The organism is Mesorhizobium sp. AD1-1, from assembly GCF_020164655.1.
In the GTDB taxonomy this organism is placed as follows: domain Bacteria; phylum Pseudomonadota; class Alphaproteobacteria; order Rhizobiales; family Rhizobiaceae; genus Mesorhizobium; species Mesorhizobium ciceri.
Genome location: NZ_JAIUGP010000009.1, coordinates 187820 through 205497, shown reverse-complemented (window position 1 = coordinate 205497; position 17678 = coordinate 187820). Strand labels below are relative to the sequence as shown.

18 protein-coding genes are annotated in these 17678 nt (G+C 63.7%); 11 read left to right on the top strand and 7 right to left on the bottom strand.

Annotated features, from left to right (window positions below):
• Positions 1-41 precede the first annotated feature (41 nt).
• On the bottom strand, positions 42-500 hold the full coding sequence (locus LB519_RS18660; protein ID WP_013528430.1) for a nuclear transport factor 2 family protein: 459 nt from the start codon (positions 498-500) through the stop codon (positions 42-44).
• Positions 501-586: 86 nt separating this feature from the next.
• A complete protein-coding gene (locus tag LB519_RS18655; RefSeq protein WP_013528431.1) occupies positions 587-946 on the bottom strand; it encodes a hypothetical protein in 360 nt (119 codons plus the stop codon).
• 80 nt (positions 947-1026) lie between these two features.
• On the opposite strand from LB519_RS18655, the gene LB519_RS18650 reads away from it, so the two are divergent.
• The 3 genes from LB519_RS18650 to LB519_RS18640 all read left to right on the top strand — a co-directional run bounded on the left by LB519_RS18650 (position 1027) and on the right by LB519_RS18640 (position 3822).
• On the top strand, positions 1027-1605 hold the full coding sequence (locus LB519_RS18650; protein ID WP_013528432.1) for a TetR/AcrR family transcriptional regulator: 579 nt from the start codon (positions 1027-1029) through the stop codon (positions 1603-1605).
• A 41-nt stretch (positions 1606-1646) separates the two neighbouring features.
• The gene (gene fabF / locus LB519_RS18645; protein ID WP_024502055.1) at positions 1647-2912 is read left to right on the top strand and encodes a beta-ketoacyl-ACP synthase II; all 1266 of its coding nucleotides are present in this window, start codon (positions 1647-1649) and stop codon (positions 2910-2912) included.
• Positions 2913-3006: 94 nt separating this feature from the next.
• Positions 3007-3822: an oxidoreductase gene (locus LB519_RS18640; RefSeq protein ID WP_013528434.1), complete on the top strand. Its 816-nt coding sequence runs from the start codon at positions 3007-3009 to the stop codon at positions 3820-3822.
• Between the two features lie 22 nt (positions 3823-3844).
• On the opposite strand, the gene LB519_RS18635 is transcribed toward LB519_RS18640, so the two are convergent.
• The 4 genes from LB519_RS18635 to speB form a co-directional block, all read right to left on the bottom strand.
• Positions 3845-4492: an amino acid ABC transporter permease gene (locus LB519_RS18635; protein ID WP_024502056.1), complete on the bottom strand. Its 648-nt coding sequence runs from the start codon at positions 4490-4492 to the stop codon at positions 3845-3847.
• Positions 4489-5145 (bottom strand): amino acid ABC transporter permease, encoded by a 657-nt coding sequence (locus LB519_RS18630; protein WP_024502057.1) that lies wholly within the window; start codon positions 5143-5145, stop codon positions 4489-4491. Before LB519_RS18630 ends, LB519_RS18635 begins: the two co-directional genes overlap by 4 nt.
• A gap of 6 nt (positions 5146-5151) precedes the next feature.
• Positions 5152-5958, bottom strand: coding sequence for a transporter substrate-binding domain-containing protein (locus LB519_RS18625; protein WP_013528437.1), 807 nt, complete (start codon positions 5956-5958; stop codon positions 5152-5154).
• An 82-nt stretch (positions 5959-6040) separates the two neighbouring features.
• Positions 6041-7102, bottom strand: a complete 1062-nt coding sequence (speB, locus tag LB519_RS18620; protein WP_224620838.1) for an agmatinase — start codon at positions 7100-7102, stop codon at positions 6041-6043.
• 206 nt (positions 7103-7308) lie between these two features.
• Between speB and gcvA the strand changes: the two genes are divergently transcribed.
• From gcvA to LB519_RS18580, 8 genes are all read left to right on the top strand, one after another.
• Complete coding sequence (gcvA, locus tag LB519_RS18615) at positions 7309-8283, top strand: transcriptional regulator GcvA (protein WP_224620837.1); 975 nt, start codon at positions 7309-7311, stop codon at positions 8281-8283.
• A gap of 136 nt (positions 8284-8419) precedes the next feature.
• Complete coding sequence (pncB, locus tag LB519_RS18610) at positions 8420-9724, top strand: nicotinate phosphoribosyltransferase (protein WP_127369687.1); 1305 nt, start codon at positions 8420-8422, stop codon at positions 9722-9724.
• A 170-nt stretch (positions 9725-9894) separates the two neighbouring features.
• On the top strand, positions 9895-11334 hold the full coding sequence (locus LB519_RS18605; protein WP_224620836.1) for a hypothetical protein: 1440 nt from the start codon (positions 9895-9897) through the stop codon (positions 11332-11334).
• 128 nt (positions 11335-11462) lie between these two features.
• A complete protein-coding gene (locus LB519_RS18600) occupies positions 11463-12767 on the top strand; it encodes an ABC transporter substrate-binding protein (RefSeq protein WP_013528442.1) in 1305 nt (434 codons plus the stop codon).
• A 180-nt stretch (positions 12768-12947) separates the two neighbouring features.
• Positions 12948-13829 (top strand): branched-chain amino acid ABC transporter permease, encoded by an 882-nt coding sequence (locus LB519_RS18595; protein ID WP_063170960.1) that lies wholly within the window; start codon positions 12948-12950, stop codon positions 13827-13829.
• Entirely contained in the window at positions 13826-14788 is a 963-nt protein-coding gene (locus LB519_RS18590) for a branched-chain amino acid ABC transporter permease (protein WP_128337847.1), read from the top strand. The genes LB519_RS18595 and LB519_RS18590 overlap by 4 nt, the downstream gene beginning before the upstream one ends.
• Positions 14785-15513 (top strand): ABC transporter ATP-binding protein, encoded by a 729-nt coding sequence (locus LB519_RS18585; RefSeq protein WP_224620835.1) that lies wholly within the window; start codon positions 14785-14787, stop codon positions 15511-15513. The genes LB519_RS18590 and LB519_RS18585 overlap by 4 nt, the downstream gene beginning before the upstream one ends.
• Positions 15510-16238 (top strand): ABC transporter ATP-binding protein, encoded by a 729-nt coding sequence (locus LB519_RS18580; RefSeq protein ID WP_224620834.1) that lies wholly within the window; start codon positions 15510-15512, stop codon positions 16236-16238. The genes LB519_RS18585 and LB519_RS18580 overlap by 4 nt, the downstream gene beginning before the upstream one ends.
• Here LB519_RS18580 and LB519_RS18575 read toward each other — a convergent pair whose 3' ends face one another.
• Positions 16239-17657 carry a sodium:proton antiporter gene (locus LB519_RS18575; protein ID WP_224620833.1) on the bottom strand — a complete coding sequence of 473 codons (1419 nt, stop codon included), beginning with the start codon at positions 17655-17657 and terminating at the stop codon, positions 16239-16241. It abuts the gene before it with no gap.
• Positions 17658-17678: the final 21 nt, after the last annotated feature.

Below are 17678 nucleotides of genomic sequence, written 5' to 3'. Positions count from 1 at the left end.
ACCGGCCCGTAGACCTTGGGCGTCCTCGGACCGCGCTTGTGCTAGCTTGTTATCTGTTCGGCGACAGCTTCTTCGAGGCCGGCTGCGGCCTGGGCGGCGAGAGCGCGCGCCGCCGCCTGTGAATCGTAGAATTCCTCGAGCGCATGAACCCTGCCCCACCGCAGCGTGAACACGTGGAGACCACGGTTGACGTAGGACGTATCGCCATTGAGCAGGGTAGCGGTGCCATCCCACTGGGCAAACACGGTGGTATGCCAGGGCCAGCCCTTCACCCACACGTGGTTGACCGTGAGATGGAGAGTGGGCAGAACACGGCCGAGGCGCTCGAACCACCGGCGCAGGGCTTGCTTGTCGTGACGCTCGCCACCAAGCGCGTGTGCGCCACCAACCCGGTGATGGACATGCGGCGCGATGGCCTTCACCGCCGCATCCCAGCGATGGTTGTTGACGTCGTCGAAGCTCTGCCGGATCGATTTCTCGACAAAATAGCTGTAAAGCATGTGACCTCTCTCCAAACTTATCGGTGGCGCGCCGTTCCGACGCGAGACCCCGGCCAGCATCGCTCGGCCGCGGCCTGCGCGTCAGGTCAGGGCATTGTCGCGTCGGCTCGCAGGGATGTGTCCGTCTCGGTCGAGACCGTCACCTCCTCACCGGACCTTGAGAACGCGTAGAGCGAGCCCGGGTGGCCAGGTATGGAAAACGCCACGGAGTCACTGTTGGCGAGGCCCATGACAACCCGCAGCGGATCACCCCCGGCCTTCGGTGCGAAAGTGGCGGTGACCTCAAGCAGGTCGCCGCGCGGAACGTAGTAGGCCACCATGTCCAGGTGTCCCTGGTGCAGGCTACCGCCTTCGATCGGGCGCCCGATGGTGGCTTCCTCGGCAAGAGCCGGGGTTGCAAGAAACAGCGCCGCCAGCAGCGAGGCGCCCAAGGTTTTGCGGATCATCTCATTTGTCCTTTTTTAGATTGCGTTCACCCTCTATATAGGGTATAGATTACGAATGCAATCTAAAAAAGGAGATGACGATGCGTGTAAGTCGCACTCAGGCCGCGGAAAACCGTGAGACCGTGATCAATGTGGCAAGCCGGCTTTTTCGGGAGCGCGGGTTCGACGGCATCGGCCTCAAGGATCTGATGAAAGGGGCCGGGCTGACCCAGGGCGCCTTTTACAAGCAATTCGAGTCGAAGGACGATCTGGCGGCGCTGGCGTCCAGGCGGGCTATGGAAAGCGCCACCCACAAATGGTCGGCCGCGACCGCGGCAAATCCCGGGAACCCGCTCGACGGGGTGATCTCATTCTACCTCAGCATGGATCATCGCGGAGAAAAGATGGACGGCTGCCCGGTCGTTGCGCTCGGCTCGGATGCGGCCAGGCAAGGTGCCGAGGTGAAGGCATCATTCGAAGCCGGCATCAAGGCGTACCTCGGGATGCTCGGCGGTTGGGTTGGCGAGGGCGACAGCGAAAAGACCGGCAACAAGGCAATGGCCGTTCTCTCGACGATGGTCGGCGCGGTCGTGCTGTCGCGGGTAGTCAACGACCCCGACCTTGCGCAGGCTTTTCTGGATGCGGCGGCCGATCAGGTTCGCGAAGCAGTCGCTACTTGAACGGCGCGAGCAGCGCCAGCACAGCAAGGATAGGAGAGCAGATGGAACGGATTGTCGTCACGGGCATGGGTGCGGTCACGCCCCTTGCCGCCAATGTCGAAGCGTCCTGGTCACGCCTGCTTGCCGGCCGGTCTGGCGTTCGCAGGCTTCCTGACGATGTGGTGGGAGAGCTGCCGGCTAAGATTGGCGGCGTGGTTCCCTCCCTGGGCGAAGACCCCGAGGCTGGTTTCGATGCCGATGCCGTCCTGTCCGCGAAGGATCAGCGCAAGGTAGACCGGTTCATTCTCTTCGCGCTGGCGGCGGCGGAAGAGGCGCTTGCGCAGGCGCAATGGAAGCCTGCCTTGGAGACGGATCGCCTGCGCACGGCCACGATCATCGCTTCAGGTGTCGGCGGGTTCCCGGCCATCACCGAGGCGGTGCGCACGGTGGACCTGCGTGGCGCCCGCCGCCTGTCTCCCTTTACGGTGCCGTCCTTCCTGGTGAACCTCGCGGCGGGCCACATCTCGATCCGTCATGGCTTCAAAGGTCCACTCGGCGCACCGGTGACGGCGTGCGCGGCGGGCATCCAGGCGATCGGCGACGCCGCCCGCCTGATCCGCGCCAACGAAGCCGACATCGCCGTGTGCGGCGGAACGGAAGCGTGCATCAATACCGTCAGTCTCGGCGGTTTCGCCGCCGCTCGTTCTCTTTCAACCGGCTTCAATTGGGCACCGGCTCAAGCCTCGCGCCCTTTCGACACGTCGCGGGACGGCTTCGTCATGGGCGAAGGGGCCGGCGTGCTGGTCATCGAGGCGTTGAGCCACGCGTTGGCGCGCGGCGCAAAACCGATTGCTGAGCTCGTCGGCTACGGCACGACGGCGGATGCCCATCACGTCACCTCCGGGCCAGAGGACGGCGACGGCGCGCGCCGGGCCATGCAGATCGCGATTGCCCAGGCAGGGATTTCGCCACGCGACGTTCGTCATCTCAATGCGCATGCGACCTCCACGTCAGTCGGCGACCTGGGTGAGATCGAAGCGATCAAGAGCGTGTTCGGGCGCGATTTCGCGATAGCCGTCAGTGCCACGAAATCGGCGACCGGACACCTGCTCGGAGCGGCCGGCGGGCTTGGTGCGATCTTCGCAATCCTGGCGCTCAGGGATCAGGTCGCCCCGCCAACCCTCAACCTGGGCGAGGCCGATCCGGCCGGCGACGGAATCGACTTCGTCGCAAACGCACCCCGCCACATGGAGACGGAGTACGCGATCGCCAATGGCTTCGGCTTTGGCGGCGTGAATGCCAGCGCCCTGTTCAGACGCTGGAACTAGCGGTGGCCAGACGCAGTCATGACCGACGCCCTTTGCCCCGGCCTATCTCAATGCTTTTCCCAATCCGATCCAACGCAAAGAAGGATATGATTCCATGAACAAGACCAATCCCGGCGTCGCCCTTGTCACAGGGGCATCTTCCGGCATCGGGCGCGCTACCGCCGACGCCTTGCTCGGCGCCGGCTTTCGCGTCTTCGGAACCAGCCGTCGCACGGCCTCACAGCAATCCGCCGGCGTGACCATGCTGACCTGCGACGTGACCGACGACGCGTCCGTCGCGACAATGGTCGATGACGTTCTGGCCGCGGCCGGACGCATCGACGTGCTTGTCAACAATGCCGGCATGGGCCTGTTTGGCGGCGCGGAGGAGTCCTCGACCGCCCAGGCCAAGGCGCTGTTCGACGTGAACGTCTTCGGCGTCTTGCGCGTGACCAACGCGGTGCTGCCGGCAATGCGGCGCCAAGGGAAGGGCAGAATCGTAAATTTGAGCTCGGTACAGGGGTTCATCCCCGCTCCCTATTTCGCGCTTTACTCGTCGACCAAACACGCCATCGAAGGGTATTCCGAGTCGCTCGATCACGAATTGCGCCCCTTCGGCATTCGCGTTTCGCTGGTGGAGCCCGCCTATACCCGCACATCATTCGAGGACAATCTTGCCGCCCCCGACCGGTCGCTCGAAATCTACGACTCCGCGCGCGCCGGGATGACTATGTCAGTGCGGAAATCGATGGAAAAAGGCGATGCGCCCGAAGTGGTCGCCAAGACCATTTTGGCAGCAGCGACCGATCCCGCGCCGAAGAAACGCTATGCGGCGGGAAAAATGGCGCGCCAGGTCAGTTTCCTGCGCCGTTTCGTCCCCGCATCCGCATTCGACAAGAGCCTGCGCAAGCAGCTTGGGTTGCCGGTCTGAAATCGGGCGCTGCCTTGGCGCGTCAGCGAGCAGCCGCCTGTTTCTCGAGCCTGCGGGCGTATTGCGTCAGCGGAAAGCACATAACGAAGAAGATCAGCGCCACCAGCCCGTATACCTTGAACGGTTCGAAGGTCGCATTGTTGATGGCGTTGGAGGTCCGCACCAGCTCCTCGAAGCCGATGATCGAGGTGAGCGCCGTCGATTTGATCAGCTGCACCAGGAAGCCGACCGTGGGTGCGCGGGTGATCGAAAACGCCTGCGGCAGGATGATCAGCCTGAGTTCCTGCAGATAGTGCAGGCCGAGGCTGGCACCGGCGTCCCATTGGCCGAGGGGCAGCGCCGCGACGCCAGAGCGCCAGATTTCGGCGAGATAGGCGCTGGCGAAGAAGGTGAGGCCGAGCGCCGCCGCCGTCCAAGGCTCGATGCGCAGACCAAGCATCGGCAGGCCGAAGAACATCAGGAACAGCTGCATCAAGAGCGGCGTCCCCTGGAACAGGGCGATGTAGCCGGAGGCGACACGCCGGCTCCATTTGTTCTCAGCGATCCTGAAGAACAGCACGATCATGCCGACGATGCCGCCGCCGATAAAGGCGGCCAGCGATAGCAGCACCGTCCAGCGGGCGGCGAGCAGTAGGTTGCGGACGATGTCCCAGAAGGTGAACTCGATCATGACACACCGGCTCCGAGCGCGCGGCGCCCGCCTGACACCAGCAGCCGGCGCAAGGCCATCGACAGAGCGAGATAGACCAGCGTCACGACGAAATAGGTCTCGAAGGAGCGGAAGGTGCGTGCCTGCAGCATGTCGGCCTCGTAGGTCAGCTCACGCACGGCGATCTGCGACACGACGGCGGACTCCAGCATCATGATGACGATCTGGCTGGTGAGCGCGGGGTAGATGATCTTGAGCGCCTGCGGCAGCACGATCTTGACGAACACCTGGCGTGGCCGCAGCCCAAGCGCCAGCGCTGCTTCCGTCTGCCCGCCGGGCACGGCGTCAAGCCCGGCGCCGACGATCTCGATGGTGTAGGCCGCCATGTTGAGCGTCATCGCCAGCATGGCGGCCAGGAGCGGGTCGAGCCGGACGCCCAGGCTGGGCAGCCCGAAGAAGATGAAGAACAACTGCACCAGGAACGGCGTGTTGCGCATCACCTCGACATAGCAGGCGATTGCCCGCTTGAGCAGCACCGGGCCGTTTCGCCGCCCCGCGGCACCCAGGATGCTGAGCAGCGTTCCGGCCAGCGTGGTCACGGCGATCAGCAGGATCGTCGTGGCCGCGCCATGCGCGATGTCGCCCAGGGCACCCGGGAGCCAGCCAAAGGCCACGGAAACTCAATCCTTGAGATTGTCGGGATTGAGCGGCGTCTTCAGCCAGGCTTTCGAGCTTTCGTCCAGCTTGCCGTCGGCCAGCATCTTGGCGACCGCATCGTTCACGGCCTTCTTCAGGCCGTCTTCGTTCTTGTTGAGGCCGATATGCGAGGGCGAGGTCAGAAGCTGGAACTTCTGCTCCGGCTTCAGTGCGTCCTGCTTGGCCAGCACCTGCGCGCCGACATCGTTGCCGACGACCATCAGCTGCGTCTGGCCGGAGATGAAGGCCTGGATCACCGAATTGTAGTTGTCGAAGCGCTTTATGTCGGCCGATGCCGGTGCTGCCTCGGTGAGCGAGGTGTCTTCCAGCGTGCCGCGATTGACGGCGATCGACTTGTCGGCGAGGTCTTCCTTGCCTTTGACGGCAAGCGCTGCCGGACCGATCACGGCGATGTAGTAGGGCGCATAGGCAGCGGCGAAGTCGATGACCTGCTCGCGTTCCTTCGAATAGCCGACGCTCATCAGCAGGTCGACGCGATGATCGTTCAGATACGGGATGCGGTTCTGGCCGGTGACGGCGATGGGATTGAGCTTCACCTTGAGCGTATCGGCGATGTATTGCGCGACATCCATGTCATAGCCCTTGAGGCTCATGTCGGCGCTGGCCGAGGAGAAGGGTGGAAAGTCGGCGAAGACGCCGACATTGATGGTGCCGGCCTTGGTGATGTCCGCCAGCGCATCGGCGCTAGCGGCCTGAACTGCGAGGCCGAAACCGGCCGTGCCGAGCATCAGCACGGCGGCGATGGAGGCAAATGTCTTACGGATTGTCATTGTCATTCCCCTGTCTGGAAGCTTTGTTTGTTCGGGTCGGCCGCCGGCTTCAGCGCGGCGGCCGCCTTTGCTTTTCTGAAAGTCAGGCGCCCTTGCCTGTGATTGCCGGGCTGAACACCATCAGGCTCAGTATCTCGAACAGCACCTGCGCCGCAGCGTGCGCCGTGTTGGTGGTGGCGTCGTATTGCGGCGCCACCTCGACGACGTCGCCGCCGACGATGTTGAGACCTTTGAGGCCGCGCAGGAGTTCAAGCACTTCGCGCGTCGTCAGCCCGCCGACCTCCGGCGTGCCGGTGCCCGGCGCGAAGGCCGGATCGACGCTGTCGATGTCGAAGGAGACATAGGTCGGGCCGTCGCCGACGATCTTGCGCGCCTTCTCGATGATCGCCGGAATGCCGAGGCCGGTCACCTCCTCGGCATGCACCACGGTCATGCCGGACTCGTAGCTGAACTCCCACAGATATTCGGCCGAGCCGCGAATGCCGATCTGGATCGTGCGCGTCGGGTCGAGCACGCCGTCAAGCACCGCGTTGCGGAACGGGCCGCCATGGTGGAACTTGGTCATGTCGAACAGGCCGCTGGTGTCGCAGTGGGCGTCGATATGGATCAACCCCACCGGAGCTTTCTTGCCGACGGCCTTCAGGATCGGATGGCTGATCGAATGGTCGCCGCCGATCGACAGCGGAATGACCCCTGCATCGACGATCTGGTTGGTGCGGCGCTCGATATCCTCATGGCTGGTCTCAAGCCGGTAGCGGCTGCGGAACGGCGTGTCACCAATGTCGGCGACCCTGAGCTCATGCGTCGGCGCGCATTCCAGCACGTGATTGTAGGGCCCGATGCGCTCGATGGCGCGCAACGCCCTTGGCCCGAAGCGCGAGCCCGGGCGGTTGGTGACGCCGAGATCCATCGGCACGCCGATCATCGCCACCTGCAAATCGCCGAAATCCGGATTGTCGGCCGATATTTCGCGGTAGGGCGCGGCAAGAAAGGTCGGGATGCCTGAATAGGGCGCCAGCCGCGTGCCGCTCTTGGAGAAGATCTTGTCGGCGACCTTGCGGAATTTCGGGTCGAACATCTCGCCGCCATGGCTTTCACCATATTTGCGACGCAACGCATCGAGCTTGCCGCGATCGTATCCCATGTCCGCTCCTCCTGGGCTGATGCAGTGCCGGCGCGGGTGACGCCTGCGAACCGACCGTCATCCGGCCGGGCCGCTGTCCCGCTGGCTGCCTGCAGATTTCATGTCTTGATGCTGTTCTAAACTCAAGTGTCTGGCAGTGGCATTGAAAAATCAATTGATATTGTTAGGGTGTTTTCTGTGAGAAAATCTCACAACAAAGTGGTACCATGACCAAGCGCCTGCCACCGCTCAATCCGCTGCGCGCCTTCGAGGCAACGGCTCGCCATGGTTCACTGACCAAGGCGGCCACTGAGCTGAACGTCACGCATGGCGCCGTCAGCCACCAGATCAAGGCGCTCGAGCAGTCGCTCTGTGTCAAGCTGTTCGAGCGGGTCGGCCAGCGGGTCAAGCTGACACCGCATGGCGCGGAGCTTCTGCCGGCGGTGTCGACCGCGTTCGACGGCATCGCCGCCGCCACCCAGCGCATGACAAGGCCGGCGAGCAGCGGCACACTTTCGGTCTCCTGCGTGCCGGCGCTACTGTTGCTGTGGATGACACCGCGGCTCGGCAGTTTCATGGCGCAATACCCCGACATAAGGCTGACGCTTATTCCTTCCAACGATCCCAAGGATTTGCGGGCGCCCAATATCGATGTCTGCGTGCATTATGGCGACGGCAGCTGGACCGATTGCTGGATGCGCAAATGGTCGGGCCTCGAACTGTTTCCCGTGGTCAGCCCGACCTTGATCAACAACCGGCCGATCCGCAGCGTCAGGGATCTCGCCGATCATGTCTTCCTGCATGGCGATGACGGCCGCGAATGGCACACCTGGCTGGCTGCCGCCGATGCGCTGGACCTGGAGCGGGGCCGCCGCCATCACCTCGGCGATGCGCGTATGGCGACCGAGGCAGCGGTGCACGGCCATGGCGTGGCGCTGGGCGACTCGGTGACGGCAAGCGCGCTGCTGGCCAGGGGCATGCTGGTCGCGCCATTCAGCCTGTCGGTGCCGGCGGTCGACGATTTCTATGTCGTCTGCCGCAACGAGATGCGGGCGACGCCGATCGTGCAGGTGTTCATCGACTGGCTGTTTGCCGAGAAAGCGGGGGACGACGGGCGCGCCGACGCCCCTGTGGCCGGCCGCATCGTCAGCCGCCGCAAGCGTCCGGCGCTCAGGGTGATGGGCGGCAAATCCGCAAGCTGATGCCGGGCTGCGCGCCGCCGCATGCAGGCAGCTCTTTTTGTCGGGCCAGCCTGAAAGCGGGCAGCGTTGCGGCCGATTCGATGCTATGAGGCCTGTCGCAATTGTGGATGGCAGGCAGCGAAGGCGGTGTTGAAACATGGCTAAGACCGATATTGCGCGGCGCGTCTACAACCACACCTGGAAGCTCGACCCGATCGTGCGCAGCCTGCTCGACACGGATTTCTACAAGCTTTTGATGCTGCAGATGATCTGGGGCATGTATCCCAAGGTCGACGCAACCTTCTCGCTGATCAACCGCACGACCTCGGTGCGCCTTGCCGACGAGATCGACGAGAGCGAATTGCGCGAACAACTCGACCATGCCCGCACCTTGCGCTTCTCCAAGAAGGAGATGATCTGGCTCGGCGGTAACAATTTCTACGGCCGCAAGCAGATCTTCGAACCGGAATTCCTCGCCTGGCTGGAAGGCTTCCGGCTGCCCGAATACGAGCTGTCGAAGTGCGACGGGCAGTATGAACTGACCTTCAGCGGGCCGTGGATGTACACCACGCTGTGGGAAATCCCGGCGCTCGCCATCATCAATGAACTCCGATCTCGCGCGGCGATGCGGGCGTTCGGGCCTTTCGCGCTCGACGTGCTCTATGCCCGCGCCAAATCCAAGATGTGGGCCAAGACCGAGCGGCTGAAGGCGCTGCCCGGCATCCGCATCTCGGACTTCGGCACGCGCCGGCGCCATTCCTTCCTATGGCAGCGCTGGTGTGTCGAGGCGTTGAAGGAAGGCATCGGCGAGGCGTTCACCGGCACCTCCAACGTGCTTCTGGCCATGGACAACGACCTCGAAGCGCTCGGCACCAACGCACATGAACTGCCCATGGTGTTTGCCGCGCTTGCCGACTCGGAAAAAGAGCTGAGACAGTCGCCCTACAAGGTGCTGCAGGACTGGCAGCGCTACTATGGCGGCAATCTCTTGATCGTGCTGCCCGACGCCTTCGGCACAGCCTCATTCCTGCGCGATGCGCCGGACTGGGTGGCCGACTGGACGGGCTTTCGCCCCGACAGCGCGCCGCCGATCGAAGGCGGCGAAAAAATCCTGTCCTGGTGGCGCGACAAGGGCAAGGACCCCAAGCAGAAACTGCTGATCTTCTCCGACGGGCTCGAGGTCGAAACCATCGAGGAGACCTATCGCCACTTCAAGGGCAAGGTGCGTATGTCGTTCGGCTGGGGCACCAATCTGACCAATGATTTCGAAGGCTGCGCGCCGACGGAAACCAACAGCCTCGACGCCATATCGCTGGTCTGCAAGGTCACCGAGGCCAATGGCAGGCCAGCGGTCAAGCTGTCGGACAATCCGGCCAAGGCGACCGGCGATGTGAAAGAGATCGAGCGGTATCTCAGGATTTTTGGCGAGAAGGACCGCGTGGAGCAATTGGTCAAGGTGTGAGGGTGCCGGGGTTCTTGGATAGGCCGAGTTCCTTGGCGCCCCCCTCTGTCCTACCGGACATCTCCCCCTCAAGGGGGGAGATTGGACTTGGTCTCTGCTTTCGCCAATCTCCAACGCTTGAAGAATGGCGCCAACAGGCCGTTCTGCCGATCTCCCCCCTTGAGGGGGAGATGTCCGGCAGGACAGAGGGGGGCCTCGTAGAGCACTGCCATCAGCTGTTGGCGTTATTATCTGCGGCGTTGTTTGCCCTCCTCCCCACCCCAGCCTTCGCCCATGCCTCCGACCGTGGTCATGTCCTGCTGCTGCCGACCGGCTATTATCTCGCCGGCGGCGCTTTCGCAGTGGCCGTCAGCTTCCTCGTGCTGGCCCTGCTGCCGCCCGTGGCTCTCGACAAATTCTGGCGTCGGCGCTTGCAACTCTTCACCATCAGCGACGGCGCCCGCACCGCCGTCAGTCTGATATCCTTTGCCGGCTTTGCAATTCTCATTGCCGCCGGCCTGTTCGGCAGCCGCGACCCACTCTCCAATCCGCTGCCGCTGCTGATCTGGACACTGATGTGGGCCGGCCTCACGCTGCTGCAGGGCGTCTTCGGCGACCTCTGGTCGTGGCTCAATCCCTGGTACGGGCCCTGGCGTCTGATCTCACGTCTCTTGCGCGCGGGCGATGAAGGGATACCGCGGCTTCCCCGATGGCTCGGTTGCTGGCCAGCGTTCATCCTGTTTTTCGCCTTTGCCTGGTTCGAACTCATCGATCCGGCGCCCGACGATCCGGCGCGGCTGGCATATGCTGCCGGCTTCTATTGGCTGCTCACCCTCATTGCCATGCTGGCATTCGGCTATCGCGGCTGGAGCCGCGGCGGAGAATTCCTGACGGTCTTCTTCTCCATGGTGGCGCGCTTCGCGCCCATCGAGCGCAACGACGCCGGCCGGCTCGCGCTCTGCTGGCCCGGCGCCAAGCTGCTTGCCGCCGAACCGTTGCCGCCCAGCGGCATCGCCTTCCTGTTGCTTGCGCTGTCGTCGGTGTCCTTCGACGGCCTGTCCAAAACCTTCTTCTGGCTCGGCCTGTTCGGCATCAACCCGCTCGAATTTCCCGGCCGCACGGCGCTGATCGGCAGCGGCATTTTCGGGCTGATCCTGACATTCGCGCTGCTGGCGGCGGTGTTCCTGCTTGCCGTCTGGCTCGGCCAGCGTCTCGCCGGCAGCGATCGCACTTTCGGCCAAGCCGCAGGCCTGCTGGTGTGGTCGATCGTGCCGATCGCGCTTGCCTATCACATTGCGCATTATCTGACGGCGCTGCTCGTCGACGGCCAATATGCGCTTGCGGCACTTTCCGATCCGTTCGCGATGGGCTGGAACCTGTTCGGCACCGCCGATTTGCAGATCGAGGCCGGCATCGTTGCGGGGGCGGACTCTGCGTGGTGGCTGTGGAATATCCAGGCCGGCGCCATCATCCTGGGCCATGTGCTCGCCGTCCTCGTCGCTCACGGCTTCGCCTGGCGCCTGCACCCACAGCCCTCCCGCGCGGCCCTCAGCCAGTTCCCGCTTACCTTGCTGATGATCGCCTACACCGTCTTCGGCCTCTGGTTGCTTGCCACGCCGACTGTCGGATGAGAAAAGGCGACCAGCATGCCTTCGGGGAAAGCCCGCTTGCCACGTCGGGGCTTTGGTGATTTAGTTTGTACACATGCGATTTTTTGCCTCGTTGCAGCCAGTCAAAACTCAAAAACAGGGGAACTGCCGTGACTGACAAGAATGGGTTTTTCGATCTCTCCAGATCCACGCTCACCCGCCGCACCGCACTGAAAGGTCTGGCCGCAGGCGCCGGCCTCGGCCTTGCCCCTGGCTTCGTCCGCTATTCCCAGGCGCAGAGTTCGGCGCCGATCAAGATCGGCTTCCAGTCGCACCGCACCGGCATCGGCGCCGCCTATGGCCGCTGGTACGAAAAGACCACGGCTGCCGCGGTCAAGGCGATCAATGCCGCCGGCGGCATCAATGGCCGTCAGGTCGAGGTGATCATCGAGGATGACGGCACCGATCCCGGCCGTGGCGCCGAGGTGGTCGGCAAGTTCGCCACCCAGCACAAGACCGACATCGTCTTCGGCACGCTGTTCTCGCATGTCGTCATCGGCTCGGCGCCCGCCGCCGGCGAAAACAAGATGCCCTATTTCGTCGTCAGCGAAGGCCATCACGTCGCCTCGACCAAGCTGAACCGCTATGTCTTCCAGCCCGGCATCACCGACGTGAAGAGCCAGATCCAGTCGATGGCTCCGTGGATCGCGGCCAACGCCGGCAAGAAGGTGACGCAGATCTTCCCGGATTTCGCCTTCGGCTACGACCACCGCGACTACCTGCCGCCGGCGCTGAAGGCGCAAGGCGGCGAGGTCATCGCGCAGATCGCCATCCCGCCGACGGAATCGTCCTTCACCAAGTATTTTCCGCAGATCCCGGCCGAGACCGAGGTGATCTACCACGTCATGGTCGGCCCGGCCGTGCTCACCTTCGTCAAGGAGCTTGGTGAGTTCTACGGCTCCAACCGGCCGCAACTGTTCGGCTTCATCGATTCGCTCGAAGCCACCGACATCAACAGCCCCGGCCTCGAATTCCTCGATGGCAGCCATTTCTGGGAAGGCTCGCCGCGCTATGCGCAGGCCGATGATTCCGAGGCGCAGAAGGCCTATCGCGCTGCTGTCGGCATCGACGACAATGGCGCCGCCGTCGGCGACCCCAAGGACGTCTCCACCGCAGCCCACATGTTCGGCTGCTGGGAAACGCTCTACGTCGTCAAGAAGGCGATGGAGGACGCCGGCTACAAGGGACCGGAAGACCGCGCCAAGCTGGTCGAGGCGACCGAGGCGCTGACCGAATTCGCCGAAGGTCCGGAACATCCGCAGGGACCGAAGACCTTCAACGGCAAGATCCACCAGTGCTTTGGCATCCAGAACATCTCCAAGATCGAAGGCGGCAAGCTCAAGGTCGTGCACAAGACCAAGATCGAAGACGGACTTTACGAGGCCGAAGGGGATTATACGACGCAGGCGCTGTGAGCTGCTCCAGCACAAGCGTGAGCGCCAGGCCGCCCCCCTCTGTCCTGCCGGACCCGGCCCTTCGCTGTCGCTCCGGGCGTTCGTCGTTCGGAAAGCCAAGCAATTGGCTTTCCGTCCGCTGCGCGGACCACTCCTCACCCCCCCCAAGGGGCGCGATTGCGCTATCGCTGGGCGTGTAGCATGCACTTCGGTCCCCACCTCCTCCTCGCCGCCCTCGAAGGCCTCGTCACCTCAGCCGTGCTGGCGCTGACCGCGCTCGGCCTGTCCTTGGTGTTCGGCGTCATGCGGGTGGTCAATGTCGCGCATGGTGAGTTCTTCATGCTGGGCGCCGTGCTCGCCTGGGCGATCACCACAGCCATTGGCGGCCATCCCGCGCTCGGCTTCCTGGCCGCACTTGTGATTGCGCCGCTGATCGTCGGCGCCATTGCGCTGGTCGCCGAACGGCTGGTGCTGCGCCGGCTCAACTACAATCCGGAAGCCACCATCGTCGCCACCATCGGCATGCTCTACATCATCCAGCAGCTGGCGCTGACCTTCTACGGTCCGGAGGCGCGGCCGGTGGAGCCGCCGTTCAGCTACCGCATCCTTTTGCCGTGGTTCGGCTACTCCGGCTACAAACTGTCTGTCATCGCCGCCTCCGCGCTGCTGCTCACCGCGACATGGCTGGTGCTGACGCGCACCAAGGTCGGCCTCGTCATGCGCGCCACGCAGTATGACAGCGAGACGGCGCAGGCCTTCGGCATCCCCGTCGGCCGCGTCTATGGCGGCGTCTTCGCGCTTGGCGCCATGCTGGCGGCCATTGCCGCAGTGCTGATCGTGCCGATCAGCCAGGCGCATTATCTGATGGGGCAGGACCCGCTGCTGCTCTCCTTCATCGTCGTCATCATCGGCGGCCTCGGCTCGCTGCGCGGCACGGTCGTCGCCGCCGTGCTGATCGGTCTCTCCGACGGCATCATCTCGATGTTCTTCTCGCCGACGCTGGCCAAGATCATCGCCACGCTGCTGGTCGCCATGGTGCTGGTGTTCCGTCCGCAAGGCTTGTTCGGGACGAGGTCGCGATGAGCGAAGCTTCGCCGGTAAAAGCCTATGCCCTGCATCTCGGCGTCGTCGGGCTGCTTTTCGTGCTGAGCTTCCTGCTGCCGGAATACTATCACGGCCTGCTCGCCCGCATCATGGTGCTGGCGGTGTTCGCCATGGGCTACAACATGCTGTTCGGCTATGTCGGCCTGCTCAGCCTCGGCCATGCCATGTTCTTTGCCGCCGGGCTCTATGGCGCCGGCCTTGCAGTCATCCAGCTCGGCTGGAGCGTACCAGCGGCGTTCGCCGCGGGGCTTGCCTGTGGTGTTGTTGTGTCACTCGTGATCGGCCTGCTGGCGCTGCGCACCACCGGCGTCGCCTTCATGATCGTCACCATGATGTTCGCGCAAGTGTTCTACCTCCTCATCCTCTACTTCGCGACGTGGACCGGCGGCGACCAGGGCATGGTCGTGCCGCAGCCGGCCCGTGTGCTCACCTTCGGCGCGACGTCGCTCGAGCTCACCAATCCGACCGTTCGCTACATGACGGCGCTGGCGCTGTTTTCGATCGTGCTTCTCGTCACATTGGCCATCGTCCGCTCCCGGTATGGCCGCGTGCTGGTCGCCATCCGCGAGAACGAAGAGCGGACGAAGATGCTGGGATACGACACTTTCTCCAACAAGCTCGCCGCCGTCGTCATCTCCGGCATCATCTGCGCCGGCTCGGGTGCCGCCTATGCGCTGCTGTTCGGCTATGTCGGATCGAGCTTCGCGTCGGTGCAGTATTCGATCCTGCCGCTGCTGTGGGTGCTGCTGGGCGGTGCTGCAACAACGCTCGGGCCGCTGATCGGCACGCTGTTCATGTACTATGTCATCGATATCACCAGCGGCTACACCTCCGCCTATCTGCTGATTGTGGGCATCGCGCTGATCCTGCTTGTGCTGTTCTTCCCCAAAGGCATTCTGGGCAGCATTAGGCAGCGCTGGCTCGGGTGGCTGCCATGATGCCGCTTTTGACCACCAAGGGCCTTTCTCGCGACTTCGGCGGCCTGCGTGCCGTCGACCGTGTGGATTTCTCCTTGATGCCGGGCGAAATCCGCGCCGTGATCGGCCCCAATGGAGCGGGGAAGACCACCTTCGTCAGCCTGGTCAGCGGCCGCATCCAGCCGTCTGCCGGCATGATCGTCTTCGACGGCGCCGACATCACCAATCTGCCTGCCTATGTCAGGGTCCGCAGGGGGATCGCCTACACCTTCCAGCTCACCAGCGTCTATGCCAACCTGTCCGTCTACGCCAACGTCGCGCTGCCCGCGCAACTGACGCTGCGGCATGGCAGCCATTCCAGGAGCGCGATACAGGCCGCTGTCATGACCGCACTCGAACGCACCGGCCTGGCCGATCGCGCCCACATGCCGGCCGGGCAGTTGTCCTACGGCCATCAGCGCCTGCTGGAAGTGGCGATGGGCCTGGCGCTGAAGCCGCGCCTGCTGATCCTCGACGAGCCGACGCAAGGGCTGGCCGACAGCGAGATCGACAATTTCATCACCCTGGTGCGCGAGATTGCCAAGAACGCCACCGTGCTTCTGATCGAGCACAACATGCCTGTCGTCATGCAACTGGCCGACCGCATCACCGTCTTCAATGCCGGCAAGATCCTCGCCGAAGGCACGCCCGCAGCGATCCGCGAAAATACGGCCGTACAGGAAGCCTATCTGGGGACCGCCCCATGACAAACAAGGCCGAGCCGAAGTCTCAAGCGCTCACCATCTCGAGGCTCGACTGCTTCTATGGCGAGGTCCAGGTGCTCTACGGGCTCGACCTGGTGCTGAACAAGGGGGAGGTGCTGTGCCTGTTCGGCCGCAATGGCGCCGGCAAGACGACGACGCTCAAGGCCATCATGGGACTGGTCCCCTCGAGCGCCGGCTCGATCAGGCTCGATGGCCAGGAATTGACCCGGCTGCCGGCACATGAGGTGCCGAAGGCCGGCGTCGCCTATGTGCCGCAGGGAAGGCGATTGTTCGCCGAGATGACGGTGGCGGAAAACATCGAGATCGGCCTGATGGCGCGCGGCAAGGGCAAGGCGACGCGTGAAAACGTGCTCGACCTCTTTCCATTGCTGCGCCAGCGGCTGCGGCAGCGTTCCGGCACACTGTCCGGCGGCGAACAGCAGATGCTGGCGATGGCGCGTGCACTCTGCCTCGAACCGCAGGTGCTATTGCTCGACGAGCCGACCGAAGGGCTGATGCCGTCGATGATCGCCAAGATCCGCGAGACGGTGTCGACGCTGCGTGACATGGGCGTGTCGACCATCCTGGTCGAACAACGGGTCGATGCAGTGCTTTCTGTCGCCGACAGCGTTGCCTTCGTCGAAAACGGCCGCAACCGCGAGACGGTCGATGTCCAAGAACTGCGCGCCGATCCGTCAGCGGTGCGCCGTTATGTCGGCGTGGGTTGATCAGCCGAAGAACAGAAAACCCGCTATTAAAAATGTCGGGATCAGCACCAGGCCCGACCATGCCATATAGCCGAAAAAGCCCGGCATCTTCACGCCGCGATGTCGGGCGATGGCGTAGACCATGAAATTCGGCGCATTGCCGATATAGGTGTTGGCGCCCATGAACACGGCGCCGGCCGAGATCGCGGCAAGCGTCGAAGCGAACTCCGTCATCAGGTGCCGGGGGTCACCGCCGGCAAGCTCGAAGAACACCAGATAAGTCGGCGCATTGTCGAGGAAGGATGACAGCGCCCCGGTCAGCCAGAAATAGGCGAGATCGTTGGGCTGGCCGGAGGAAGAACTCACAAGCGACACCAGCGGCGCCAGCGCACCCTCATGGCCTGCCCTGAGGATGGCGATGACCGGCACGATGCAGATGAAGATGCCGGCAAACAATTTGGCCACCTCTGCTATCGGACCCCAGTTGAAGCCATTGGCCTCGCGGTATTCCTTGCGCGAAATGACAAGTGAAACGAGGGCGAGCGCCAGGATCATGGCGTCGCGCACCAGGTTCTGCAGTTCCAGGCTGACGCCGAACACGGAGAAGCTGACGCCCGGCTTCCAAGCCGCCGATAGCAGGATGGCGCCGATCACCCCCGCCAGCAGCGGAAGGTTGGCCAGGCCGCGCAGGCGCACCTTGGTATCCGGTGTCGGGTCCTTGATCTTCGGCGCGCCAGCCTCGCGCCGGTGCAGGATGATGTCGATCACCAGAAAAATGCCCAGGACGACACCGCCGACGAACAGCGTCTCGCGCCAGAGGTTCGTCGTCGTCCAGAAGAAGTCGACGCCGCGCAGGAAGCCGACGAACAGCGGCGGATCGCCAAGCGGCGTCAGCGAGCCGCCGATGTTGGACACCAGGAAGATGAAGAAGATGACGACATGGGCGTTGAACGGCCTGTTATCGTTGGCGCGGATGATCGGCCGGATCAGGATCATCGAGGCACCGGTCGTGCCGATCACCGAGGCCAGCAGCGCGCCGACCAGCAGCAGGCCGGCATTCACCAGGGGCGTGCCGTGAATGTTGCCGGCAAGGAGAATGCCGCCGGAAATGGTGAACAGCGCAAACAGCAGGATGATGAACGACATGTATTCGGTGAGCAACGCATGCATTACCGCTTCGGTCGCTGTGGGGACACCGAAGGCAACCGCCAGCGGCAGGACCACCAGAGCGCCCCAAAGGGCCGCGATCTTGCCGTAGTGATGCTCCCAGACATGAAGAAACAGCAGCGGACCAGTGGCGATCGACAACAGCAGCCCGGCAAAGGGCAGCGCCCACCACAGCGACATCGAAGCCCCGGGCAGGCCGTGTTCCTCCGCCCCGAAAGCCTGTGCCGGAAACAGCACGGCCACGACGATTGCCGCCTTCGTCGCGACCCACAAAAAGCCCCTCTTGCGCCTCAC